We start from the raw sequence: 24,575 nt of genomic DNA, 5'->3' as shown, positions 1-24,575 counted from the left end.
GGGATTCGAGTACGCGTCTAGGGGGTGGTTCCGGCGTGTTGACTACGCTGAATCAGTGCCCGCAACCAAGAAACCGGAAACCAAACTCGGCCTGACCCGCAGGGCCCGCCGGATGGTGCGCGTGCTTGCCGAGGGATACCCCGACGCGCACTGCGAGCTGGACTTCACCACGCCGCTCGAGCTCGTCGTGGCGGTGGTGCTGTCCGCGCAGTGCACCGACAAGAAGGTCAACGAGGTCACTCCCGCGCTCTTCGCGAAGTACCCGACGGCCGCCGACTACGCCGGCGCCGACCGGGTCGAACTCGAAGAGATGATCCGCCCGACCGGTTTCTACCGGAACAAGGCAACGTCTCTGATGGGTCTCGGTGCTGCTCTCGTGGAGCAGTACGACGGGGTGGTTCCGGGCACTCTGGAGGAGCTGGTCAAGCTCCCTGGTGTAGGACGCAAGACCGCCAACGTGGTTCTCGGCAACGCATTCGATGTGCCCGGGATCACAGTCGACACCCATTTCGGCCGTCTCGTCCGCCGCTGGGGCTGGACCGATCTCGAAGACGCCGTCAAGGTCGAGCACGCGATCGGCGAGCTGATCGAGAAGCGCGACTGGACCATGGCGTCGCACTGGATCATCTTCCACGGCCGCCGCGTCTGTCACGCCAAAACGCCTGCCTGCGGGGCCTGTCTGCTGATGAAGGACTGCCCGTCGTACGGCCTCGGCCCGGAGGATCCGGACAAAGCGGCCAAGCTCGTGAAGGGCGACGAGAAACCGCACCTGATCGAGCTCGCCGAGCGGGTCCGGGCCGGTGAGAAGCTGGTGGGGTGAACAACCGCACGCGCTGGCTCGTCCTCGTGCTCGTCCTGGGCGTCGCGGGTGTCGTGGCGCTGTGGCCCCGTGACGAAACGCCGGGCCCGCAGCCCACGCCGTCCCGTCCGTCGCAGGACGTGTCGGCGTTGCGCGCGCAAGCCCAGCTACGGCCGTGCGTGCCGGGCGCTGAAGGTGGCGTCGACGTGACGTGCCTCGGCGACGGCACCCGGACGGCCCTCGCGCTGAAGGGCCCGATCCTGATCAACTTCTGGGCGACCTGGTGCCAGCCGTGCCAGGAGGAGCTGCCGGTGCTGGATTCCTACGCGAAGCAACCAGGTGCCGTCCCGGTCGTCCCAGTTCTTGTGGAGAGCAGGGAAGCCGACGGCCTCGAGCTGCTCGCCCGGCTCGGCGTGCGGCTTCCGTCGGTCTACGACGGCTCCGACGAACTTCGCAAGCGGGTCAAGGCGCCGATGACGCTCCCGGCCACGTATTACGTAGCAGCGGACGGTCAGGTCCGGCAGATCACCGATCCGCCGTACTTCAAGGCGCCAGAGCAGGTGGAGAAGGCGGTTCGATGACGGAGGCAACAGAGCCACCCGACTGGATGCAGCGCCTGGCCAAGGCCACCGAGCAGATCGACGCGGGAACGTTCATGCGGGTCCCGCGCGCTCCCTCCGAGGGTGTGCGCAAGGCGTCCGTGCTGATGTTGTTCGGCGAGGACGAGAACCACGGCCCCGATGTGTTGCTGCTGCGCCGCTCGGACACGCTCGGCTCACATCCGGGTCAGGTCGCGTTCCCCGGCGGGGCGTTCGACGAGACCGACGACGGGCCGGTGGGCACCGCATTACGCGAGGCTTACGAGGAGACCGGTGTACTTGCGTCAGGAGTGAGACCGCTCGCCCTTCTGCCGGAGCTGTACGTGCCGGTGTCCGGGTTCGTGGTCACGCCCGTGCTCGCTTACTGGGAACAGCCGAGCCCCGTCGCACCTGTCGACCCGGCGGAGACCGCCGCCGTCGCCCGTGTGCCCGTGTCGCACCTCGCCGATCCTGCCAACAGGTTCCGGGTGCGTCACCCCGCGGGTTACGTCGGAGCGGCCTTCTCCGCGCCGGGCATGCTGGTGTGGGGTTTCACCGCGGGGTTGATCAACGGCCTGATCGCACTCGGCGGCTGGGAACAGCCGTGGGATGCGACAGATGTGCGTGACCTTGAACTAGCGTTGCGCGCTACACAGTGAGGCGGAGGTTTTCGGGTTGAACTGGGTTGACCTGCTCGTGCTGGGCCTCGCGGTGATCGCCGCGTTGTCCGGAGCCAGGCAAGGCATGGCGGTCGCGCTGCCCGCGTTCGTCGGCGTGCTCGTCGGCCTGATCCTCGGCACGCAGATCGCACCCCTGCTGGTGTCCCAGTTCGAGAACGTCGTCACCAAGGTCGTGTTCGCGGTCGGCATCGTGGTGCTGCTCGTGGCGCTGGGCGAGACGATCGGCGTCTACATCGGCAGGACGATCAAGGCGCGGGTCAACGCGTCACCGTTGCGCGGCGCGGACAACGCGCTGGGCGCGATCGTGCAGGGCCTGGTCGTCTTCATCGTGGCGTGGATGATCGCGCTCCCGCTGACCTCGGTCGTCGGCCTGCCCGACCTGACCTCGTCGCTGCGGCAGTCGGTGATCCTCGGCAAGGTCGACAAGACCATGCCGCAGGCCGCGCGCGTGCTGTCCGGCGATCTGCAGAAGCTGTTCGACGTCTCGGGCTTCCCGGCGGCGATGGACCCGTTCAACCGGACGCCGCTCAAGGACGTCGAGCCGCCGAACGACCAGCTCGCGAGCTCGCCCGTGGTGCAGCGGCTGAAGCCCTCCGTGCTGAAGGTCCGCGGCCGCGCGCCGTCGTGCTCGCGTGCCCTGGAGGGCACCGGCTTCGTCATCGCGCCGGAACGCGTCATGACCAACGCGCACGTCGTCGCCGGCACCAACGAGGTGACGGTCGAGGTCGGCCGCGGCCAGTTCGACGCCACCGTCGTCGCCTACGACCCGCGCACGGACATCGCCGTGCTCGCGGTGCCGGACCTGGAGGCCACGCCGCTGCAGTTCCGTTCGGACGAGGTGCAGCCGGGCGAGGACGGCATCGTGCTCGGCTACCCGCTGGACGGCCCGTACATCGCGAAGTCGGCCCGCGTGCGTGAGCGGATCCCGCTGCTGCGCGGCCCGGACATCTACGACGCGCAGACGGTCACGCGCGACGTCTACACCGTTCGCGCCGAGGTCCGCTCCGGCAACTCGGGTGGCCCGCTGGTCGACCCGAACGGCCGGGTGATGGGCGTGGTCTTCGGTGCCGCGGTGGACGACCCCGAAACCGGCTTCGTGCTCACCGCCCAGCAGGTGCAGCAGATGGTGCAGAAGGCGCCGACGCTGACCCGCCGGGCGTCGACCCAGGGGTGTGCCTCGTAGCGATGCCGTCGAGCACGTAGCTCAGACCGGTGTCGAAGTACGACGCGGCGTTCGTGTGCTCCGCGTCGTACATGACCTTGGCCAGCGTCGGGAACTTCCCGGTGGCCAGCATCCGCTGCATGTAGGGACCGGACGCCGCCTGCCACTGCTCCTCGGTCATGCCGCTGCTCTGCTCGGCGCGGGCTTCGGCGATCTCGTTGCGGACCGCGCCGTGCACGAACGCCATCACGGCGCCGACCGCGCCGAGCACGTGGTCGATGGTCGGGAACTCAGGCCTGCCGTCGAGGGTGCCGAGTGACGCTTCGATGTGCGCGAGCGAGTTCGGGCCCCGGTGCGGGCGGCCGCCGAGCAGGTCGACGAGCCACGGGTGCCGCTTCGCCGCCGCGCGGATGCCGTGGGCGATCTGCGTGAGAGCCGAGCGCCACTCGGTGCCGGGCTCTGGCAGCGCGATCTCGCCGTAGACCTCGTCGACCATGAGGTCGAGCAGCTCGTCCTTGGTCTCGATGTAGCCGTACAGGCGCATGGGGCCGGCGTTCAGCGCGGCGGCGACCTTGCGCAGCGACACCTCGTCGAGCCCGCCCCCGTCGGCGAGCCTGATCGCGGCGGTCACGATCAACTCCCTGCTCAACGGGGTCGGCGACGGCTTGCTGGGCGGCTCTGGGCGGTCCCACACGAGTTCGTTCGACATCGGACTGGACAATACATCGTCTCACCGCGATACAGTGTATTGGGCGATACGGCGTATTGGGAGGATGCGATGAAGACTTCGGTGTTGGTTGTGGGCGGGGGGCTGGCGGGGACGTCGGCCGCGCTGTTCCTGGCGTGGCGCGGGGTGGACGTGACGCTGGTGGAGAAGCATCCGGGCAGCTCGCCGCACCCGCGGGCGGTCGGCTTCAACGCTCGGGTGGGCGAGTTGCTGCGGGCGGTGGGGATGGAGGACAGGTTGCCGCCGAGCCGGATGACGAAGGGTTTCGGCGTCCGGCGGGTCAGGGCCGAGAGCCTGGTCGGGAAGAGGTTCGACGAGACCTTCTGGACGCCGCCGGCCGAGCTCTCCGACATCGAGTACTCGCCGACCACCGGCGTCGGCGTGGCGCAGGACCGGATGGAGCCGATCCTGCGGGACAAGGCCCGTGAGCTGGGCGCGGACATCCGCATGAGCACCCGGATGCTGGAGTTCTCGCAGGACGCGGACGGCGTCACGGCGATCGTGCAGGGCGACGGCGAGCCCTACGAGATCCGCGCCGACTACCTGGTCGCCGCGGACGGCCACCGCAGTCCGATCCGCGAGGCGCTCGGCATCACCCGCACCGGCCGCGGGTACATGCACACCTCCCGCAGCGTGCTGTTCCGCGCTCCGCTGCAGGAGTACCTGAAGGACGGGATCGGCCAGTTCGTGATCGACGACGTCGGCTTCCTGACCACCTACGGCGACGGCCGCTGGGTCCTGATGCTCGACGACCGCGAGTACACCGAGCCCGAACTGCGGGAGAAGATCGTCCAGGCCATCGGCCGCGACGACCTGGAGATCGAGATCATCACCACCGGCCGCTGGACGATCACGGCGGGGGTGGCCGACCAGTTCTCGGCCGGTCGGATCTTCCTGGCCGGCGACGCCGCGCACACGTTGCCGCCGAGCCGCGGCGGGTTCGGGGCGAACGTCGGCATCGAGGACGCGCACAACCTCGCCTGGAAGCTCGCCGCCGTGCTCAACGGCGAGTCACGCCCGGAACTGCTGGACACCTACGACGCGGAACGGCGCCCGGTCGCGTCGCTGTGCCACCAGCAGATCTTCGCGCGCAACGACGGCCACAACCGGGGCACCGACCCGGAAGACGCGCCGTTGTACGACAACTACGCGATGCACTACGGCATCCTTTACCGGTCTTCGGCCGTGCTCGGTGCGGGCGAAGAACTGCCGCCGGCGCAACGGCCAGAGCAGTGGAACGGCCAGCCGGGCACGCGGGCGCCGCACGTGTGGATCGAGCCGGGGAAATCCACATTGGACCTGTTCCAACGCGGCTGGGTGCTCGTCGCGGACCATCCGCAGTGGGAGGAAGCAGCGCAACAGGCAGGTGTTCAGTACGAACGGGTCGAGCAGCTGGACGTCTTCGGACTGTCCGAAAAGGGCGCTTCGCTGGTGAGGCCCGACGGCTACATCGCCTGGCGCTCCACCGACCTGCCGAACGACCCGAGCGAGGTGCTCAGGGCCGCGTTCAGCTCATCTTCTGCAGGAACTCGCTGATCAGCCTGCTCGTGGTGTGGGACGCCTCCTGGTTCGGGAAGTGCCCCACCTCGGGCAGGCTCCGGAACTCCGACCCCGGCCCGAGCCACTGCCGCGACTCGCGCGCGGACGACTCCAGCGTGATCGGGTCCAGCGCACCGTGGATCTGCAGCACCGGCACCTGCATCGGCTTGTCGACGGCCTCGGCGAACCGGCGGCCGTCGCTGCGGATCTGCGAGCGCACCGCCCAGCGGTAGTACTCCATCGCGCTGTGGGCGACGCCAGGGATCGTCATGGCCTGCCGGCAGCGGCGGATGACCTCGTCGAACTCGGGCGCTGAGCGCCACTTCGGCCCGGACCACGCGGCCAGCAGCCGGGCGACCTGCATGGCGTTCTCGCCGGTCAGCCAGCGTTCGGGGTAGATCGGCAGCTGGAACCGCAGCACGTGCGAGTTCACCCGCGGGTGCCTGCGGAACGCGCGGCGCATCGCCAGCGGGTGCGGTGCGGACAGCACCGAGATCGACGAGACCAGGCGTGGGTGGATCGCGCCGACGGTCCAGGCCGTGGCGCCGCCCCACGCGTGACCCACGAGGTGTGCGCGCTGGGCGCCGAGTGCCTTGATCAGGCCCGCGATGTCACCCGCGAGGGTGTAGCCGTCGTAGCCGCGCGGTGGTTTGTCCGAGTCGCCGTACCCGCGCAGGTCGACGGCCACCGCGCGGTACCCGGCCTCGGCCAGTGCCGTCAGCTGGTGCCGCCACGACCACCAGAACTCGGGGAACCCGTGCAGGAGCAGCACGAGCGGTCCCTCGCCGAGTTCGGCCACGTGCAGGCGGATGCCGTTGGCCGACACGTCGCGGTGCGTCCACGGACCCGCGACCCGTACCACCGACGGGTCGGGTTTGCGGCTCAGTTGTCGTCGCCCCTGCTCTTGGACTCACGGTGCGTGAGAGCCGCGATGGTGTCCTTCGCGGCCGCGATCGACTTCTCCGGCGCCTTGATCTTCTTCACCTTGCGCCAGCCCAGGAAGCCGAAGAGGCCGGCGGTCAGCAGCATCACGCCGAACACGAGCGCGAAGCCCGCCCAGTAGCGCCAGCCGAACCACTCGGCGAACCCGAAGCCGAGCATCATGAACAGGAAGAACAGGCTGAAGCACAGCACCGTCAGCGCGATGATGAAGAAGACGCTGCCCTTCACGCCCTTCTTGACCGACGCGGTGATCTCGTCCTTTGCGAGCTCGACCTCTGCTCTGACCAGAGTCGAAATGTGGGCGGTCGCATCACGGACGAGGCCACCGATCGAGGCCTCGGCGGTCGGGTCGTCTGCGGTCAGCGGAATCGACGCGATGTGCTCCCTGGTCGTCACTCGGACATCGTGCCATGAGCCCGGCTGCGACGAATGAGCAACACCGCGGCGAGCAGCGACGAGATCATCGAGGCGATCAGCACGGCGGCCTTCGCCGTCTCGGGTTGATCGAGTGCCAGCTCCGCGATCAGCAGGCTCACCGTGAACCCGACCCCGCCCAGCACGGCCACCGCGATGATGTCCCGCGGCCCCGCTCCCGCCGGCCAGACGGCCGCCTTGATCCACACCGCCAGCGCCGAGGCACCCACGATCCCGATCACCTTGCCGACGACGAGCCCCGCGATCACCCCGATGGCGATCTTGTCGGAGAAGAGCTTCCCGAACGCCTCGGCGCCGATCGGCACACCGGCCGCGAACAGCGCGAACACCGGCACCGCCACCCCGGCCGAGAACGGCTGCAGCCGGTGCTCGAGCCGCACCGCCGGCGCCTCCTGCTCGTACGGGTCGCGCTTGACCCGCGTGAGCAACGCCAGCGCGACACCCGCGATCGTGGCGTGGATGCCCGACTCGTGCATGAACCACCACGTCGCCAGCGCGATCGGCACGTAGAGGAACGGCGTGGTGATCCGCTTGTGCTGGAGGAACCAGTACAGCGCCAGCAGCAGGACCACGGCCCCGGCCGCGAGCAGGTTGAACGTCGCCGTGAACAGGATCGCGATCACGATGATCGCGCCCAGGTCGTCCACCACGGCCAGGCTGAGCAGGAACACCCGCAGACTCGACGGCAGCCCGGACGCCGTCAGCGCCAGCACCCCGAGAGCGAACGCGATGTCCGTCGCGACCGGGATCGCCCACGCCCGTTCGATCCCCGGCTGTCCCCAGCCGACCGCCAGCGCGATCAGCGCGGGCACGATCATCCCGCCGATCGCCGCGACCACCGGCAGGATCGCGGCCTTGAGTTCGGACAGCTCGCCGACGACGAGCTCGCGCTTGAGTTCGAGCCCCGCGACGAAGAAGAAGATCGCCAGCAGCCCGTCCTTGGCCCAGTCGCCGACGGACAGCGGCCCGAGATGCAGATCCCTCAGTCCGAAGTAGGCGGACGACAACGGCGAATTGGCCCAGATCAGCGCGATGGCGGTGGCGACGAGCAACACGCTGCCGCCCACGGTTTCCGTGCGCAGGTAGCGGGCGAACTCGGTGACTACGTCCTTCTTGCGCGACAACAGGGCTCCCAGGGCGGTCAGCGGATACGACAATCCTCGTGCCGACCAGACTTCCCGGCTCACCTAGATGCGATCTTAACGCCAACGGGCGCCCTCTTCCGAGGACGCCCGTCACGTTTGAAGCGAAATCAGTCTTCGGACTTGCCCGACTGCAGACCGGCCGAGATCAGGTCCATCACCGACGAGTCGGCCAGCGTCGTCACGTCGCCGACCGCGCGGTTCTCCGCGACGTCGCGCAGCAGACGGCGCATGATCTTGCCGGACCGCGTCTTCGGCAGCTCCGGCACGACCATGATCTGGCGCGGCTTCGCGATCGGGCCGATCTCCTTGGCCACGTGGTCGCGCAACGCCTTGATCGCGTCGGCACCACCGGCGTCGGAACCCGCGCCACCGCGCAGGATCACGAACGCCACGATGCCCTGGCCGGTGGTCGCGTCGGACGCGCCGACGACGGCCGCCTCGGCCACGGTCGGGTGCGAGACCAGCGCGGACTCGACCTCGGTGGTCGAGATGCGGTGACCGGACACGTTCATCACGTCGTCGACCCGGCCGAGCAGCCAGATGTCGCCGTCCGCGTCGTACTTCGCACCGTCACCGGCGAAGTAGAAGCCCTGGTCCTTGAAGCGCGACCAGTACGTGTCGCGGTAGCGCTCCTCGTCACCCCAGATGCCGCGCAGCATCGACGGCCACGGCTCGTCCAGCACCAGGTAGCCACCGCCACCGTGCGGGACCTCGACGCCCTCGTCGTTGACGACCTTCGCGCCGATGCCGGGCAGCGGGCGCTGCGCGGAGCCGGGCTTGGTCGACACGACGCCGGGCAGCGGCGAGATCATGATCGCGCCGGTCTCGGTCTGCCACCAGGTGTCCACGATGGGAGCCTTGCCGCCGCCGACGTTCTCGCGGTACCAGATCCACGCCTCGGGGTTGATCGGCTCGCCGACCGAACCCAGCACACGCAACGACGAGAGGTCGTACTTGGCCGGGATGTCCGCGCCCCACTTCATGAAGGTGCGGATCAGCGTCGGCGCCGTGTAGTAGATCGAGACGCCGTACTTCTGCACGATCTCCCAGTGGCGGCCCTCGTGCGGGGTGTTCGGCGTGCCTTCGTAGACGACCTGCGTCACGCGGTTCGACAGCGGGCCGTAGACGATGTAGCTGTGGCCGGTGACCCAGCCGATGTCCGCGGTGCACCAGTACACGTCGGTGTCCGGCTTGAGGTCGAACACGTGGTGCTGCGTGTACGACGCCTGCGTGAGGTAGCCGCCGGACGTGTGCAGGATGCCCTTCGGCTTACCCGTGGTGCCCGAGGTGTAGAGGATGAAGAGCGGGTGCTCGGAGTCGAACGCCTCCGGGGTGTGCTGGTCGGACTGCGCGTCCACCAGCTCGTGCCACCACACGTCCTTGTCGGTCCACGCCACGTCGCTGTTGGTGCGCTTGACGACGAGCACGTTCTCCACGCTCGGCGCGGCGGCGACGGCCTCGTCGACGGCCGGCTTGAGCGGGAACGGGTTGCCGCGGCGGTACTGGCCGTCGGTCGTGATCACGAGCTTGCACGAGGAGTCCTCGATGCGGGTGCGCAGCGCCTCGGCGGAGAAGCCGCCGAACACCACGCTGTGCATCGCGCCGAGACGGGCGCACGCGAGCATCGCGAAGATCGCCTCGGGGACCATCGGCATGTAGATCGCGACGCGGTCCTCGGCGCCGATTCCCAGCGAGGTCAACGCGTTCGCGGCCTTGGAGACCTCGCGCTGCAGCTCGGCGTAGGTGATGGCGCGGGAGTCGCCGGGCTCGCCCTCCCAGTGGATGGCGACCTGGTCACCGTGGCCGGACTCGACGTGCCGGTCGACGCAGTTGTAGGCGACGTTCAGCTTGCCGCCGACGAACCACTTGGCGAACGGCGCGTCGGACCAGTCGAGGACCTGCGTCCACTTGGTGTCCCAGTGCAGCCGTTCCGCCTGCTTCGCCCAGAACGCCTCGCGGTCGGCCTTCGCCTCCTCGTACAGCTCGGGACGGGCGTTCGCCTGCGCCGCGAACTCTTCGGAGGGCGGAAACGTCCTGCTCTCCGTGAGCAGGTTGTCCAGAGCTTGGCCCTGGCCTGGCGACTGCGTCATGGTGCGAGACCTCCTGGAAAATCCAGACCGGTTGGGGATGCGGGTACTGACCGTAGTGCGAGCCAGTTCACTTCCAACAGGCTCCTCCCCCGAAAGGTTCAGACCAATCTTGGGAGGATGGTTACACGGCTGTCATTGTGTAACCCGTTTTGTCTGGTTGAAGCACGTGTGGCGCGATGAACGGGCGCAGTTGCGCGCCCAGCGGTTCGGGCAGTGAGCTGGATCACGCGTTTCACCTGGTCAGGTACTCTGCGCGACCGTGACCGATCCGCTTGCTCCGCTGCTTTCCTTGCCCGGCGTGGCTGACGCCGCCGGTGCGGCCAAGGACGCCGTCTTCCAGGTGCACCGCCATCGGGTGAATCTGCGCGGCTGGGCCACGACCGCGGCCGAAGCGTCCGTTCGCGCGGCCCGTGCGTCGGCGGCTCTGGAGGGCGGGCCGACCGAAATTCCGGAGTCCGGCGAGGTCACGAACCCCGTGCTGGCAGGGTCTTTGCGCGTCGCCGAGGCTCTGGGCGGCCTGGTGGGCACCTGGCAGCGCGCGCCGTTGCAGGCTCTCGCGCGGCTGCACGTTCTCGCCGCCGCGGACCTCAACGCTGATGTCGGACGGCCTCGCGTCTCGGCAGACGTGTCGGCGCGGCTCGACATGATCGGGTCGCTGGTCACCGGTGGAACGTCCGTGCCGGCGCCCGTTCTGGTCGCGGTGGTGCACGGCGAACTGCTCGGGCTGGCGCCGTTCGACGTCGCCAACGGCGTGGTCGCCCGTGCCGCGGCCAGGATGACGTCGATCTCCAGCGGCCTCGACCCCAAGGGGCTCGGCGTGCCGGAGGTGGCCTGCCTGCGCCGATCGGCCGAGTACGAGGCCGCGTCGGTGGCGTTCGCGTCGGGCTCGCTCGAAGGCCTGGCTCAGTGGATCCTGTTCGTCTGCTCGGCGTTGGAGGCGGGCGCCCGCGAGGCGAAGAGCATCGCGGACGCCGCACTCACCGGGTGATGTCCGCGAGAACTTCGGCGGCCTTGATCGCGTCCTCGTCGGTCACGTAGAGCGGCGCGAAGCCGAACCGGAGGACGTCCGGCGGCCGGTGGTCGCCGATGACTCCGCGTGCGATCAGTTCGTCCATCACGGCTTTGGCGTCCGGGCAGCGCACCGAGATCTGGTTGCCGCGGACCTCCGGAGTGATCACTTCGAGGTCCGTGAGCTTCTCGACGTGCTCGCGGAACAGCGCGGTCAGCTTGAGGCCGCGCTCGCGCAGCTCGGCGAGGTCGACGTCGTCCCACACGTCCAGGGCGGCGTCGAGGGCCAGCATCGACAGGATGTCCGGCGTGCCGACCCGTGCGCGGACGATGCCGGGGTCCGGTTCGTAGCTCGCTTGCATGGCGAACGGCTCGCGGTGGCCGTTCCAGCCGGACAACGGGTTCTCGAAGGTGGCCTGCTTGTGCCGCGGCACGTAGATGAACGCGGGCGAGCCAGGTCCGCCGTTGAGGAACTTGTAGGTGCAGCCGATGGCGAAGTCCACGCCGAGCGCGTCGAGTTCGATCGGCAGCACGCCCGCGCTGTGGCAGAGGTCCCAGACCACTTGCGCGCCAACGGCATGTGCCTGCTCGGTCAGCGCCTTCATGTCGTTCAGCGCGCCGGTCCGGTAGTCGACGTGGTTGAGCAACACCACGGCGGTGTTCTCGCTGAGGTCCAAAGAGGACGGATGTGCCGCGCGGATGTCGAGGTTCGTCAACGAGGCCACGGACTGCGCGATGTACCCGTCGGTCGGGAACGTCGACTCGTCACACACGATCTCCGTGCGGTCGGTGCCTTTCACGGCTCCCATCAACGCCTTGAAGACGTTGACCGACGTCGAGTCACCGGCCACGACCTGACCTTCGGCGGCTCCGATCAGCCGGCCGATCCGGTCACCGATCCGTTGCGGCGCCTCCCACCAGCCCTCGGACCACGACCGGATCAGCCGCGTGCCCCACTGGTGCTTGACGACCTCCTGCATCCGTTCGGCGACGTGCTTCGGTGGTGCGCCAAGGGAATTGCCGTCGAGGTAGACGACACCGTCCGGAAGATCGAACAGCTCCCGCTTCACACGTAGCTCCTCGCGGTCCAGAGTTCCGGGAACACCGCTCGCTGGGTGCGCTTCTCCAGCCAGGCAACACCAGCGGAACCGCCGGTGCCGACCTTCGCACCCATCGAGCGCCGGGTCGCGAGCAGGTGGTCGTAACGCCAGCGCGCGAACTCCTCGGCGATGTCCGTCAACGCCTCGCCGAGCTCCAGCAGATCGCGGTCGTCGCCGCGGTAGATCTGCGCCCACACCTGCTCGACCTCGGCCGACGGCTCGTAGGCCTTGGTCAGGTCGCGCTCGATGATGCTCTGCGGAATCTCGAACCCGCGCCGCTTGAGCGCCGCCAGCACGTCGTCGTACAGCGAAGGCTTCGCGAGCGACTCCTCCAGCTGCGCGTGCATCGCCGGCACCGCGCGGTGCGGCACGAGCATCGACGCGGACTTCTCGCCGAGCAGGAACTCCATCTCGCGGTACATGCCCGACTGGAAGCCCGACCCCTCGCCGAGCGCGTCGCGGAACGAGTTGAACTCGGTCGGCGTCATCCGCGCGATCGGCCGCCACGCCGCCGACAACGCCTGAAGGTGCAGATCAGACCGCCTAAGTGTGCGCACGGCCGCCCTGAGGTCGTCGGCGCGAAGTTCGGTCTGGGCCTGCCGCCACTCGAAGCAGAGCAGGCCGAAGTACAGCTCCATCACCTGCGTGATGACCAGGAACGACATCTCACGCGGATCTTTGGACCACTGCTGTTGAAGGGTGTGCAACACCGACGCGTGCACGTAGTCCTCGTACGGCGTGGTGCCGCCGAAATCCAGCTTGGGGGACACGGGGCAGCTCATGCCTCCAATCCTCCTGCCTGGGCCTCTTCACCTGAATGGATGACGAAAGGCGTTCGCTCCAAACTTCTTCCAAACGCAAACCAGATTGGCAGGTAGCTTTGCGTTCATGTTGGACGAGGTCGACAAGGCCCTGTTGGAGGCCCTCCAAGAAGACGCGCGCCTGTCGTACAACGAACTCGCCCGCCGAGTCCACGTCTCACCACCAACAGTCGCCCAACGCGTCCGCCGCCTGGAGAACATGGGCGCAATCACCGGCTATCGCGCCGTGGTCGACCCCACCGTCGTAGGACGTCCAGTCGTCGCGTTGGTACGCATGAAGTGCTACGGCCCGCGGTGCATCACCGTGCACCCAGAGCTGCTGGACGACTGCCCGGAGGTGGTCGAGGTCGTGCGGCTGACCGGCGACATCTGCTCGGTGGTGAAGGTCGTGACGACGTCGATCCTGGAGCTGGAACGGCTGCTGGTGCGGCTCGCGAGCCACGGGGAGACGTCGAGCGCGATGGTGCTGTCGACGCCGATCCCGTGGCGCCCGGTGTTGCCGGGATGACGCCGGAAGGTAACGGCGAGGTCGTCGGCGGCGAAGGCGAACTGCCGTGTCAGCTTAGTTGAGGAGCACGTCGATGCTGTCCCCGAAGTCCGCTGAGCTGGTCGAAGCCACGCTGCCCGCCGTGGGTGCCGCCATCGGCGAGATCAGCCGGCTGTTCTACCAGCGGATGTTCGCCGAGCACCCGGTCCTGCTGCGGGTGCTGTTCAACCGCGGCAACCAGGCCAACGGCACGCAGGCCGAGGCGTTGGCCGGTTCGATCGCGGTGTTCGCGTCCGGGCTGCTCGCCGGGAAGGAGCCGGACGCGATGTTGCGCCGCATCGCGCACAAGCACGTCTCGGTCGGCGTCACGCCCGGCCAGTACGCGGTGGTGCACAAGCATCTGCTCGCGGCCGTCGCCGAGGTCCTGAACGTCACGCCGGAGATCGCGGCCGCCTGGAGCGAGGTCTACTGGCTGATGGCCGACACGTTGATCGGGCTCGAGCGGTTCCTGCCGAGGGGGCAGCAGGACCACCGGGTGATCGCCCGGTTCCAGGAGACCGAGGACGTGGTGACGTTCGTGGTCAGGCCGGTGCACGGTCCGGTGCCCCTGAGCAAGCCCGGCCAGTACGTGTCGGTGCAGGTCCCGCTCCCCGACGGCGCCAGGCAGATCCGCCAGTACAGCCTCTCCGGACGGACCGACGACGCGCTGCAGTTCTCGGTGAAGCGAGACGGCGAGGTGTCGAGCTACCTGCACGACTTCGCGCCGGTGGGCAGCACGCTGAGGCTCAGCCGGCCGGCCGGGGACGTGACGTTCCAGCCCGGCGACGGGCCGGTGCTGTTCGCGTCGGCGGGGATCGGGTGCACGCCGATGATCTCGATGCTCGCGGAGCTGGCGGCCACCGACTCGCCGCGGCGGGTGATCGCGGTGCACGGTGACCGCGACCAGCTCACGCACCCGTTCCGCGCCGAGCTCGCCCAGCTCGTGGCCAAGCTGGAGGACGGGCAGGCGCACGTGTTCTACGAGCGGCCGATCGGGGAGTGGCCGGCCGAGCGGACCGGACTGGTCGACCTCGAAAGCGTCGCTGTGCCGGAGAACGCCACCGCCTACCTGTGCGGGCCGGTGCCGTTCCTGCGCGCATTGCGGGCCCAGCTGCTGGAGGCGGGTGTCACCGACATCCACTACGAGGTGTTCGGGCCGGACGTGGTGTCAGCCGGCTAGCCGGTCCAGCGCGTTGCGGACGTGGCCCTTGGTGTCTTCGAGGGCGGCGGCCGCGCGTTCGGTCGGCACCCCGGACAGCAGGTGCACCAGCGCCACCTTGAGGTCGCCGGACGCTTCCGCCAACGCCCGTTCGCAGGTGTTCTCGGGCTGTCCGGTGGCCTCGTGCAGGATGCGGATCGTCCGTCCGCGCAGCTTCGCGTTGGTGGCGCGCATGCTGACCATCAGGTTCGAGTAGGCGCGGCCGAGCTTGATCATCACCGCGGTGGAGAACGAGGTCAGCACCAGCTTCTGGGCCGATCCCGCCTTCATCCGGGTCGAGCCGGCGATCGCCTCCGGGCCGGTGTTCAGCGCGACCAGGACGTCTGCGGTGAACGGCACCGACGCGTTGTTCGACACGAGCACGGTGTGGGCGCCAAGCGCTTGCGCCTCTTGCAGCGCGCCGATCACGAACGGCGTGCGCCCGGACGCCGTTATGCCCACCACCAGGTCTTTCGCGGTGGCGTGCCGGCGGATCTGGGCCGCGCCTGAGCTGTCCTCGACTTCCTCGACCGCGCGGACGAGGGCTTCGGAGCCACCCGCGTGGTGGGCGACGAACCAGTCGGACGGGGCGTTGAACGTGGGCACCAGCTCGGCGGCGTCCAGTGTTGCCAGACGGCCTGACGTGCCGGCGCCTACGTAGTGGACGCGGCCGCCGGACATGATCGCGGTGACGCCGAGGTCGACCGCGCGGGCCAGCTCCGGCAGTGCCTCGGCGACGGCGGACGGGACCGTGCGGTCCTCGTCGTTGATCATCCTCAGCACGTCGATCGTCGAGACCCGGTCGATGTCCGTGGTGCGGGGGTTCCGTTGCTCGGTCGGAGATTCCACGCGCACCCCCGCACCGTTCCGGGGGGAGATCATTTAGTCGTCTCCCGCGGCCGCCGTCGGCCGTCTGGTCTCGCACCCAGTCGATGACCGGAGACGGCCTCGTAGGTCGCCTCCAGCGCCGTCTTCGCCGAGTCCACGTGGTGCTGGGCGACACCGATGAACAGGCAGTCGATCACGGTGAGCTGCGCGATGCGGCTCGCCATCGCGCCGGAGCGGAACGTGGTCTCACGCGCGGCCGTGGTCAGCACGTGGTCGGCGACCTCGGTGATGGGCGAGCGCGGGAAGTTCGTCAGCGCGACAGTGGTGGCGCCGGTCTCGCGGGCCACGCGGAGGGCCTCGACGGTCTCCGCGGTGGAGCCGGTGTGCGAGATGCCGACGGCGACGTCCGCCTCGGTCAGCACGGCGGCCGAGGTCAGCGCGATGTGCGTGTCGTTCCACGCGAAGCAGGTGAGGCCGATGCGGTGCAGCTTCTGCTGCATGTCGAACGCCACGAACGCGGACGCGCCGAAGCCGTAGACGTCGACCCGGCGGGCGCCCGCGACGGCTTGGACGACCTTGTCGAGCGACTCGATGTCGAGCTGCTCCGCGGTCTCCTCGACGGCACGGGCGTCGGCGAACGCGACCTTGCCCACGACCTGCTTGAGGTCGTCGCCGGGCAAGATGTCGCCGCCCATGTCGTGGTTGGCCCTTGCCTGGCTGCGAGCGGTGTCGGCGGCGAGCGCGATGCGCAGCTCCGGATATCCGCCGACGCCGATGGCCTTGCAGAACCGCGTCACCGTCGTCTCACTCGTGCCCGCCTGCTCGGCGACCTCGGTGATGCTGCGGTGCGCGACAGTTCCGGGGTTCTCCAGCACCACCTTCGCGACGCGCTGCTCGGCGCGCGCGAGACCCGGCAGCAACGACCGGATCTTCACCAGAGGACTGGACTCCGCACTGCTTTCAGTGGACACGTGGGAAACTTACTAACCGCCACACCGGGGGTCAACGGAGTGTGGGCGCAACTCACCCCAACTGTGTCCGAAAGTCACCCCGTCGGAGCGAATCTTTGGCGGCGTGTCACCGAACGTCGGGCTTCTTCCTGGTGGAGACGGCGATCCGGTTCCACGAGTTGATGGTGAAGATGAGCGCGATGAGCTGCGCCAGCTCCTCCTCACCGAAGTGCTTCGCGGCCTGCTCGTAGACGTCGTCGCTGACGTACTCGTGGCTGCTCAGGACGGTGATGGCCTCAGTCAGGCGCAGCGCAGCCTGCTCCTTCTCGGTGTAGATGTCGCCGGCTTCTTCCCACGCGTTGAGCAGGTAGATGCGCGCCTCGGACTCACCACCCTTTCGGGCGTCGACCGTGTGCATGTTGAGGCAGTAGGCGCAGTGGTTCAGCTGGGAGGCGCGGATGCGGACGAGCTCGGCGAGCTGCTCGTCGAGACCTTCGCGGGCGGCGGCGTCGAGGGCGATCATGGCGCGGTAGACCTTCGGGGCCTTCTTGGCGAGGTCGATGCGGTTCGTCATGGCACAAACCTATGGCGCTGATTGGCTCTGGGCATGGTGCAATTTGATCGTGGAATCGTGGGCCAATCTTGACTTCCACCTGGACCTGTCCGGGCCGGGTGGGCTGCGGCACCGGTTGACGGCGTCGCTGCGGGAAGCGGTCCGTTCGGCACGGCTGCCTCCCGGGACCAGGCTGCCCGCCTCGCGGTCGCTCGCCGCCGATCTCGGGATCGCGCGGAACACCGTCGCGGAGGCGTACGCCGAACTGGTGGCGGAGGGCTGGCTGACCGCACGTCAGGGTTCGGGAACGGTTGTCGCGCAACGGGTTTCACCGCCACAGCCGGTGAAGCGCCCGGCGGTGGGATCGGACGTGCGGTTCGACCTGACCGTGTCGACGCCGGACATCACCGAGTTTCCGCGCACGGAGTGGATCCGCTCGACGCGGCGGGCGTTGACGGCGGCGCCGTCGGAGGCGTTCGGGCCGGGTGATCCGCAGGGACGGATCGAGCTGCGGACCGTGCTGGCCGAGTACCTGGCGCGGGCGCGGGGCGTGCGGGCCGATCCAGGGCGGATCGTGATCTGTTCGGGGTTCGCCGACGGCATCCGGATGTTCAACCGGCTGCTCAGGCCACCGGTCGTCGTCGAGGAGTACGGGCTGGGCCCTCACCGTGATCTGTGGAAGTCGACGGTGCCGCTGGCGGTGGACGACCACGGCGCGACCACCGAGCAGCTGCCAGACGACCGACGGGCCGTGGTGCTGACACCGGCGCACCAGTTCCCGTTGGGTGGCCCTCTGCATCCACGACGCCGCGCATCGGCGGTTGAGTGGGCACGGCGCGTTGGTGGCCTTGTGCTGGAGGACGACTACGACGGGGAGTTCCGCTACGACCGGCAGCCCGTCGGGGCGGTGCAGGGGCTGGATCCGGAGCACGTCGTCTACCTGGGCACGTCCAGCAAGGCGTTGTCGCCGGCGCTGCGGATCGGGTGGATGGTGCTGCCGGACCGGTTCGTCGATCCGATCCTGGCGTTGAAGACAGATCGTGAGCAGTACATCAGCATGCTCGATCAGCTGACGTTGGCGGACTTCCTCGAGTGCGGGGCGTACGACAGCCATGTCCGGCGGATGCGGCTGAAGTACCAACGGCGGCGCGACCGGCTCGTGGAGGCCGTCTCGCCGTACGCGTCGGTGTCCGGCATCGCCGCTGGCATGCACGCCGTGCTCGACACACCGCACGAGGCCGCCATCGTGCAGACGGCGCGCGAACGTGGGATCGAGGTCAATCCTCTCTCGTGGTTCCGGCACGAGCTGAGCGACGACGACCGCACGGGGGTCGTGGTGAGCTTCGGAGCGCCCGCGTTTCCACGGGCGCTCCCGCTGTTCACCGAGGTGCTAGCGGCGTGCCACTGACCAGCCGTCGGCCGTGACGTCACCACGGGCGTGGACGTAGACGCCGCGGCCGTTGTACTGGCCCGCCTTGGTGTAGACGAACCTGGACTTCACGGCTTCCGTTGGCACCCAACGACGTTCGGTCGTCGTGATCGTGCGGGCGTCCTGCCAGCCGGTACCGTTCCAGTGCTGGATGGTCAGCTTGTCGCCCTTGTCGATGTCGACGAAGACCTCGACCGGGCGTTCCGCGATGAGAGTTCCGCCGGAAGCCGTTGCACGCCACTGCTTTCCGTGCGCCTTGACCGCGAGCGCGTTGGCCAGGCCGTCGGCGACCGCCCGGCGCGCGGGGTTCACGCTGCCCCAGTCACGGCTCGGGTGCACGCGGTTGGTCAGCAGGATCGCGATCGACCGCGAGGCCTTGTCGATCACGAACGACGTGCCGGTGTACCCGGTGTGACCTGCTGTTCCCGGTCCGCTCAGGCCGCCCATGTACCAGCGCTGGGCGAGCTCGAAGCCGAGCCCGTGGGCGTTGTCGGGGAACTGCTGGTTGAAGTTCGTGAGCATCAGCTCGACGGAGTGCTCGGTCAGGATCCGGCGGCCCTGGTAGGTGCCGCCGTTGAGGATCGTCTGGCCGAGGACGGCGAGGTCTTTGGCCGTGCCGAACACACCCGCGTGGCCGGCCACTCCTCCGAGGGACCACGAGTTCTCGTCGTGCACCTCGCCGCGGACCATGCCGCGTGGCGGTGCGGTCTGGAACTCCGTGGCGGCCGTTCGGTTCGTGGCCTTCGGGTTGTAGCCGGTGTCCTTCATGTTGAGCGGCTTGGTGATGCCGTCACGCACCGCCTGGTCGAGCTTCTTGCCGCTGACCTTGTGGACCAGTTCGCCCAGCGTGATCAGGTTCAGGTCGGAGTAGACGTACGTGGTGCCGGGCGTGGACTTCGGCTTCACGTCCATCACGGCTTTGATGCGTGAGGGGGCGTCCGGGTACAGCTTCCACAACGCGATGAACGGTTCGAGGCCGCTCGTGTGTGTGAGGAGCTGCTTGACGGTGATGTTCTCTTTGCCGTTCACGCCGAACTCGGGCAGGTAGTGGGTGACCTTCTCGTCGATGTTCACCCGGCCCTGCTCGACCTGCTGGATCACCGCGATCGACGTGAAGAGCTTCGAGATCGAGGCGAAGTCGAAGATCGTGTCCTTCCGCATCGGGACGCGTTCTTCTTCTGGCAGCTGGGTTTGCTGGTCCTTGTACAGCACCGCGTAGCCCGTGCGGTCGTGCGTGACGATCTTGCCGTCGTGCACGTACATCGTGACGGCGCCGGCGAACAGCGGTTTGCCGTTGGCCTGGGGTTTCGTGAAGTCGCGGACCTGGCGCAGGGCCGCGTTGATCGGTTCCGGGTCGAGGTTGGCCCAGTACGGGTTGGAGTCGCGCAGGGTGGTCCAGGGTTGCGCGAAACCGTCCTGAGGCTGGTCGAAGTGGCCGGGGATCACGGCTGTCACGAGTGCGACGGCCAAGGCAGGGATGAGCATGGCGTCCTCACCGGTAGCGCAGGTAGGGCAGGCGGGTGCGGCGGAACTGCTGCAGTTCCTGTTGCCACGCACCGACGATCTCGTTCAGCGGAGCTTGGGCGTCGATCATCTTGCGCAGCCGGTCGGAGCCGCTGAGCTTGTCGATCCAGTTGTCGGGCCGCCACGCGAACACGGTGGGGTACAAGGACTTCGCGGTGATCAGCATGGCGACGGCCGCCTTGATGGCGTCGAACTCGGCCGCGTTGGTGACGTGCAGGGCGACACCACCGCAGGTCTTGCCCTGGAACTTGTTGAACGTGGGCGCGAAGTAGGTCTCGCGGAACCTGATCCCCTTGAGGTTCAGGGCGTTGAGTGCCTCGGTCCAGCGCCAGTCGATGCCGGGTGCGCCGACGGTTTCGAACGGGCGGGTGGTGCCGCGGCCCTCGGACAGCACGGTGCCCTCGAACAGGCACGTGCCGGGGTAGACCAGCGCGGTGTCCTGGGTGGGCATGTTCGGGCTCGGCGGCACCCACGGCAGGCCGGTGTCGAGCTGGTTGCGTCGCCAGCCCCTGAGGTTGACCACTTCGAGCTTCGTGGTCAGGTCGAACTCGCCCTTGAAGAAGCGCGCCAGTTCGCCGACCGTCATGCCGTGCTGCTGGACGATCGGCTTCAGGCCCACGAAGGTCGCGTAGGCGGGGTCCAGCTGCGGGCCGTTCGCGGTGCCACCGATGGGGTTCGGGCGGTCGAGGACGATGAAGTCCAGGTCCTTGGCCGCTTCCATCGCCTGGTACAGCGACCAGATGTAGGTGTAGAAGCGCGCGCCCACGTCCGCGATGTCGAACACGACGGTGTCGATGCCCGCCTTCGTGAACATCGCCTGGATCTTCGTGGGGTTGGCCTGGTACGTGTCGTACACCGGGATACCGGTGCGCGGGTCCGCGTAGTCGCCTTCGGAGCCGCCGGCCTGTGCCGTGCCGCGGAAGCCGTGTTCGGGGCCGAAGACGGCGGTCGGCTTGGCGCCGTGGGCGACCATCGAGTCGACGATGTGGGTCTGGTCTTTCAGGATGCCCGTCGGGTTCGTGAGCACGCCGACCTTGCGGCCCTTGAGCTTGCGCCAGCCGTCGCTCGCGAGTTGTTCGGAGGCGGTGGCGAGCTTCGGGGAGGCGGTGGCGGTCGCCGTGCTGACGAGCGGGACGGACAGTGCGCTTGCTGCGAGGAAGCTGCGCCTTCTCACCAGGTCACTCCGTGTCCGAACGGGTAGGGGGTCGGGCCGGGCACGTCGACCGGGAGCTTGCCCTGCGGCTTGGCCTCGCCGAGCAGGATCCTGGCCAGCGCTTCCATCGAGACCGTCGTGGTCGAGTAGGTGGCGAGCCACGTCTTGGCGTTGCTGTAGGCGACGTCGTACGGGTTGCCGGTGGCGGCCGCGATGACCGGTTTGCCGGTGGCGACCAGCTGGTTGAGCAGGTCGAGCTGGGCCGGCCGGGTGCTCAGGTTGTTGGTCAGCACGACGATCTTGTCGGCGTTCGCCGCTGCTGTCAGTGCCTGCTGGATCTGGGCCGGTGTGGGGCTCGTCGCCGTGACGACCTTCGTGCCCTTGAGCCTGGTGGCGAGTGCTGCCGTCGTGGCCTCGCTGGTGCCGACGACCAGGGGAGCCGTGGCGTTGAGAGGGATCGCCTGGGCGTCGTTGCGGACGGCGGTGACGGTGCGGTCGGCGATGCCCTGGGCGGCCTGGGTGTTGGAGCCGACGACCTGGTCGACCTTGTTCTCGTCGACCTGGGCGTTGAGCATGACGCCGCGCAGCAGCTTCATCTTCAGGATGCGCAGGACGCTCTGATCGATGCGCTGCTCGGTGATCTCACCGCTGCGGACGGCCTTGATGACGCTGTCGACGGCGAGACCGAGGTTCGGCGGCATCAGCAGCTGGTCCACGCCTGCCTTGATGGCCAGCACGGGGATCTCGGCGTCGGAGTGGAGCTTGCGGACGCCCGCCATCTCCAGCGAGTCGGTGACGACCACGCCGTCGTACTTCAGCTCTTCGCGCAGCAGGCCGGTGATGACCCTCGGGCTCAGCGTGGCCGGGTTGCCCGACGGGTCGATCTGCGGCACCTGGATGTGCGCGGTCATGATCGAGTCGATCTTGGCGGCGATGGCGGCCTTGAACGGCGGCGCGTCGATCTGGCGCCACTGGTCGAGGCTGCGGTTCGAGACCGGCAGGGCGGTGTGGCTGTCCTCGGCCGTGTCGCCGTGGCCGGGGAAGTGCTTGGCGGTCGAGGTGACCGACTCCGGGTCGAACCAGCGGCGGCCCTCGTAGCCCTGGACCTGGGCGCTGACCATGTCGGCCGCGAGCTTCGGGTCGCTCGAGAAGCTGCGCACGCCGATGATCGGGTTGGCAGGGTTGGAGTTGACGTCGGCGTCCGGCGCGAAGTTCTGGTTGATGCCCATCGCGCGGAGTTCCTGCGCGGTGATCCTCGCGGCCTGTTCAGCGTCCTGGGTGCTGCGGCCGGCGCCGAGGGCCATGTTGCCCGGCAGCTGGGTGGCCGGCGGGCCGATGCGCGTGACGAGGCCCATCTCCTGGTCGGTCGAGATGAGCAACGGGATGGGGCTGGCCTTCTGCAGGCCGTTGGAGAGCTGTGCGATCTGTTTCGGGGTGTCGATGTTGTCGCGGCTCGAGTTGTTGAAGTAGATGACGCCGCCGGGCTGGTACTTGCGCACCATCTCCGCGGCCGTCGCCACTCCGAAGTCTGTTTGGTTCTTGGGGTGCGGGACGTCGGCGGCCTGGCCGTTGACGTACGTGACGAAGAGCTGGCCGACCTTCTGTTCCAGCGACATCCCGCGCAGCGTGGTCACGGAGGCGTCCGCTCTCGCCACCGGCGTGAGGGCGACCATGGCTGTGACCAGCGTGAACGCGGCGATTTTCCGCACTTGGAAGTGCCTCCCGGTGATGTTCCCACAGATAACTGGCGTATTTCGCAAGTTACTCACGGCTGCGAGGCGGGTCAACGGGTGGACATTCTGCCGTTCGGCGGCACTTTTTCACGCACAAGCAAACGGGGCACCCTCGGAAGGGTGCCCCGTCGACAGCGCGGGCTAACGAGTTACCAAGCGTGCAACTCTGGTCGTACAACCCTGGCCTCGGCGTCCGGCGTCCCGGTACGCAGGCCCTAGACGACAAGCCTCCCGCGGCGTGCTGCGCGTGGGTACTCGAAGTCCGCGCACGGAGCTTGGCCGGGGTGGATCCTGACTTCTCTTCGTCTGGTCCCTGGCCGACCCGAGGTCCGCACCACCTATTTAAGTGCGTGGGCCCGGTCACAGCAAGGGCTCGGACGGGTGCACCGTTCAAGCCACGTTCAGTAGTGAAAGTACTGCGGTTTCAGCGTTTGTGAGGTCTTGTACATGTTCGGGTACCGCTGACAGGGCGTTGCCGTGCACTCACGCGGGCACCACGTGTGCGCGCCGTTGCCGCTACTCGCCAGTACCGGTCTCTTAGGGTTCGTTTTGGCCCTGAGGGCTTGACTTCAGTCGCGGTTTCGCTTGCGCCGGAGGCCGTACCAAGCCGCGCCGGCCGCCGCCACCGCGCCGAGGCTGATGGCCGTGACCGCGACCGCCTTGCCCGACGGGGTGGGGATGCGGGAGCGCAGGCTCACCGGGTCGACGAACTGCAGCACCGGCCAGCCCTTCTCGACGGCGATGCGGCGCAGGCCGCGGTCCGGGTTCACGACCGTCGGGTGGCCGACGACCTCGAGCATCGGCAGGTCCGTGACGCTGTCCGAGTAGGCGTAGCTCTTGGCGAGGTCGTAGCCGTGCTCCGCGGCGAGCTGCTTGATCGCGACGGCCTTGTTGTCGGCCGCGCAGTAGAAGTCGACGTCGCCGGTGTAGCGCCCGTCCTGGACGAACATCTTCGTGCCGACGCTGAAGTCCGCACCGATCATCTGGGCAATGGGGGCGACGAGTTCTTCCCCGGACGCGCTCACGATGACGACGTCGTGGCCTTCCGCTTTGTGATCGGCGATCAACTGCGTCGCTTCTTTGTAGACGAGTGGATCGACGATGTCGTGCAGCGTCTCGTTCACGATGCTGCGGATCTGCTCGACGTCCCAGCCCGCGGCCAGTGCGGTGATGTGCGCGCGCATGCGATCCATCTGGTCCGCGTCCGCTCCGGCGAGCATGAACACGAACTGCGCATAAGCGCTCTTCAGCACGGCGCGGCGATTGATCAACCCCTCCTGGAAGAAGGGACGGCTGAACGCCAGCGTGCTCGACTTCGCGATCACGGTTTTGTCGAGGTCGAAGAAGGCGGCGATCCGGCTCATGTGACTCAGCTTAGGTGTACTCGCCAGTAGGCCGTTCGGGCGGCATTTCGTTTGTGTACGAAACCGTGGTGCGACACGGTTACCGAAACTTGGCCCGCAGCTGTTGCCGAAGTTGCGCGCAGCACTGGCGCAGGGGGATACAGTAGGAGAGTCCGGTTCGACGGACGGGTTCAGTCCGACCCCCCGGGACTGAACCATTGACGACCCCCGTCCCTCCCCCCTGGCGGGGGTCGTCCCATATCCGGACCACGTTTCCCCGTGGGTGCGACTGGACCTCTGCGGCCCTTGGCG

At 68.3% G+C, this 24,575-nt stretch carries 23 protein-coding genes; 9 read left to right on the top strand and 14 right to left on the bottom strand.

Translation table 11 applies throughout. The features are described from left to right. Positions 1-112 precede the first annotated feature (112 nt). Genes nth through ACWGE0_RS33120 form a run of 4 tightly spaced genes read left to right on the top strand, consistent with a single transcriptional unit; the run spans position 113 to position 3,240 of the window. Complete coding sequence (gene nth / locus ACWGE0_RS33135; protein WP_319969003.1) at positions 113-820, top strand: endonuclease III; 708 nt, start codon at positions 113-115, stop codon at positions 818-820. Next, complete coding sequence (locus ACWGE0_RS33130) at positions 817-1,380, top strand: TlpA family protein disulfide reductase (RefSeq protein ID WP_452264845.1); 564 nt, start codon at positions 817-819, stop codon at positions 1,378-1,380. Before nth ends, ACWGE0_RS33130 begins: the two co-directional genes overlap by 4 nt. After that, positions 1,377-2,036, top strand: coding sequence for an NUDIX hydrolase (locus ACWGE0_RS33125; protein ID WP_319968941.1), 660 nt, complete (start codon positions 1,377-1,379; stop codon positions 2,034-2,036). The genes ACWGE0_RS33130 and ACWGE0_RS33125 overlap by 4 nt, the downstream gene beginning before the upstream one ends. A gap of 16 nt (positions 2,037-2,052) precedes the next feature. Beyond that, positions 2,053-3,240 (top strand): MarP family serine protease, encoded by a 1,188-nt coding sequence (locus ACWGE0_RS33120; protein ID WP_452264844.1) that lies wholly within the window; start codon positions 2,053-2,055, stop codon positions 3,238-3,240. Here the strand turns inward: ACWGE0_RS33120 and ACWGE0_RS33115 are convergent. Then, positions 3,158-3,928 carry a TetR/AcrR family transcriptional regulator C-terminal domain-containing protein gene (locus ACWGE0_RS33115; RefSeq protein WP_452264843.1) on the bottom strand — a complete coding sequence of 257 codons (771 nt, stop codon included), beginning with the start codon at positions 3,926-3,928 and terminating at the stop codon, positions 3,158-3,160. The genes ACWGE0_RS33120 and ACWGE0_RS33115 overlap by 83 nt on opposite strands. Positions 3,929-3,997: 69 nt before the next feature. Between ACWGE0_RS33115 and ACWGE0_RS33110 the strand changes: the two genes are divergently transcribed. After that, entirely contained in the window at positions 3,998-5,482 is a 1,485-nt protein-coding gene (locus tag ACWGE0_RS33110) for an FAD-dependent oxidoreductase (RefSeq protein ID WP_452264842.1), read from the top strand. On the opposite strand, the gene ACWGE0_RS33105 is transcribed toward ACWGE0_RS33110, so the two are convergent. The 4 genes from ACWGE0_RS33105 to acs form a co-directional block, all read right to left on the bottom strand. Then, complete coding sequence (locus tag ACWGE0_RS33105) at positions 5,454-6,371, bottom strand: alpha/beta fold hydrolase (protein ID WP_452264896.1); 918 nt, start codon at positions 6,369-6,371, stop codon at positions 5,454-5,456. The genes ACWGE0_RS33110 and ACWGE0_RS33105 overlap by 29 nt on opposite strands. Next, positions 6,368-6,823, bottom strand: coding sequence for a phage holin family protein (locus ACWGE0_RS33100; RefSeq protein ID WP_452264841.1), 456 nt, complete (start codon positions 6,821-6,823; stop codon positions 6,368-6,370). Before ACWGE0_RS33100 ends, ACWGE0_RS33105 begins: the two co-directional genes overlap by 4 nt. Continuing rightward, positions 6,820-7,986, bottom strand: coding sequence for a Na+/H+ antiporter NhaA (gene nhaA, locus ACWGE0_RS33095; protein WP_452264895.1), 1,167 nt, complete (start codon positions 7,984-7,986; stop codon positions 6,820-6,822). Before nhaA ends, ACWGE0_RS33100 begins: the two co-directional genes overlap by 4 nt. Before the next feature lie 128 nt (positions 7,987-8,114). Next, on the bottom strand, positions 8,115-10,097 hold the full coding sequence (gene acs, locus ACWGE0_RS33090; RefSeq protein ID WP_452264840.1) for an acetate--CoA ligase: 1,983 nt from the start codon (positions 10,095-10,097) through the stop codon (positions 8,115-8,117). A gap of 259 nt (positions 10,098-10,356) precedes the next feature. Between acs and ACWGE0_RS33085 the strand changes: the two genes are divergently transcribed. Next, positions 10,357-11,085: an oxidoreductase gene (locus tag ACWGE0_RS33085; protein WP_452264839.1), complete on the top strand. Its 729-nt coding sequence runs from the start codon at positions 10,357-10,359 to the stop codon at positions 11,083-11,085. Here ACWGE0_RS33085 and kynU read toward each other — a convergent pair. Further along, complete coding sequence (gene kynU, locus ACWGE0_RS33080; protein ID WP_452264838.1) at positions 11,075-12,175, bottom strand: kynureninase; 1,101 nt, start codon at positions 12,173-12,175, stop codon at positions 11,075-11,077. The two genes, ACWGE0_RS33085 and kynU, sit on opposite strands and share 11 nt — an antisense overlap. After that, positions 12,172-12,987, bottom strand: a complete 816-nt coding sequence (locus tag ACWGE0_RS33075; protein WP_452264837.1) for a tryptophan 2,3-dioxygenase — start codon at positions 12,985-12,987, stop codon at positions 12,172-12,174. The genes kynU and ACWGE0_RS33075 overlap by 4 nt, the downstream gene beginning before the upstream one ends. Before the next feature lie 106 nt (positions 12,988-13,093). Between ACWGE0_RS33075 and ACWGE0_RS33070 the strand changes: the two genes are divergently transcribed. Both ACWGE0_RS33070 and ACWGE0_RS33065 read left to right on the top strand, forming a co-directional pair. Beyond that, the gene (locus ACWGE0_RS33070; RefSeq protein WP_319968931.1) at positions 13,094-13,534 is read left to right on the top strand and encodes an Lrp/AsnC family transcriptional regulator; all 441 of its coding nucleotides are present in this window, start codon (positions 13,094-13,096) and stop codon (positions 13,532-13,534) included. Between the two features lie 73 nt (positions 13,535-13,607). Further along, positions 13,608-14,732 (top strand): globin domain-containing protein, encoded by a 1,125-nt coding sequence (locus tag ACWGE0_RS33065; RefSeq protein ID WP_452264836.1) that lies wholly within the window; start codon positions 13,608-13,610, stop codon positions 14,730-14,732. Here the strand turns inward: ACWGE0_RS33065 and murQ are convergent. From murQ to ACWGE0_RS33050, 3 genes are all read right to left on the bottom strand, one after another. Then, the gene (murQ, locus tag ACWGE0_RS33060) at positions 14,721-15,632 is read right to left on the bottom strand and encodes an N-acetylmuramic acid 6-phosphate etherase (RefSeq protein WP_452264835.1); all 912 of its coding nucleotides are present in this window, start codon (positions 15,630-15,632) and stop codon (positions 14,721-14,723) included. The genes ACWGE0_RS33065 and murQ overlap by 12 nt on opposite strands. Next, positions 15,629-16,549: a MurR/RpiR family transcriptional regulator gene (locus tag ACWGE0_RS33055; RefSeq protein ID WP_452264834.1), complete on the bottom strand. Its 921-nt coding sequence runs from the start codon at positions 16,547-16,549 to the stop codon at positions 15,629-15,631. The genes murQ and ACWGE0_RS33055 overlap by 4 nt, the downstream gene beginning before the upstream one ends. A 106-nt stretch (positions 16,550-16,655) precedes the next feature. Beyond that, positions 16,656-17,102 (bottom strand): carboxymuconolactone decarboxylase family protein, encoded by a 447-nt coding sequence (locus ACWGE0_RS33050; RefSeq protein WP_452264833.1) that lies wholly within the window; start codon positions 17,100-17,102, stop codon positions 16,656-16,658. Between the two features lie 49 nt (positions 17,103-17,151). Between ACWGE0_RS33050 and pdxR the strand changes: the two genes are divergently transcribed. Continuing rightward, on the top strand, positions 17,152-18,489 hold the full coding sequence (pdxR, locus tag ACWGE0_RS33045) for a MocR-like pyridoxine biosynthesis transcription factor PdxR (protein ID WP_452264832.1): 1,338 nt from the start codon (positions 17,152-17,154) through the stop codon (positions 18,487-18,489). Here the strand turns inward: pdxR and ACWGE0_RS33040 are convergent. The 4 genes from ACWGE0_RS33040 to ACWGE0_RS33025 all read right to left on the bottom strand — a co-directional run bounded on the left by ACWGE0_RS33040 (position 18,472) and on the right by ACWGE0_RS33025 (position 24,284). Then, complete coding sequence (locus tag ACWGE0_RS33040; RefSeq protein WP_452264831.1) at positions 18,472-19,995, bottom strand: serine hydrolase; 1,524 nt, start codon at positions 19,993-19,995, stop codon at positions 18,472-18,474. The two genes, pdxR and ACWGE0_RS33040, sit on opposite strands and share 18 nt — an antisense overlap. 7 nt (positions 19,996-20,002) lie before the next feature. Then, positions 20,003-21,208 carry an exo-beta-N-acetylmuramidase NamZ family protein gene (locus ACWGE0_RS33035; protein WP_452264830.1) on the bottom strand — a complete coding sequence of 402 codons (1,206 nt, stop codon included), beginning with the start codon at positions 21,206-21,208 and terminating at the stop codon, positions 20,003-20,005. Then, positions 21,205-22,860: a glycoside hydrolase family 3 protein gene (locus ACWGE0_RS33030; protein WP_452264894.1), complete on the bottom strand. Its 1,656-nt coding sequence runs from the start codon at positions 22,858-22,860 to the stop codon at positions 21,205-21,207. Before ACWGE0_RS33030 ends, ACWGE0_RS33035 begins: the two co-directional genes overlap by 4 nt. Before the next feature lie 629 nt (positions 22,861-23,489). After that, positions 23,490-24,284 carry an HAD-IB family hydrolase gene (locus ACWGE0_RS33025; protein ID WP_452264829.1) on the bottom strand — a complete coding sequence of 265 codons (795 nt, stop codon included), beginning with the start codon at positions 24,282-24,284 and terminating at the stop codon, positions 23,490-23,492. Positions 24,285-24,575 lie beyond the last annotated feature (291 nt).

It is taken from the genome of Lentzea sp. NPDC054927 (assembly GCF_053610285.1).
Note: the sequence above shows the minus strand (reverse complement) of the source record. Positions and strands in the feature narration are given on the sequence as shown.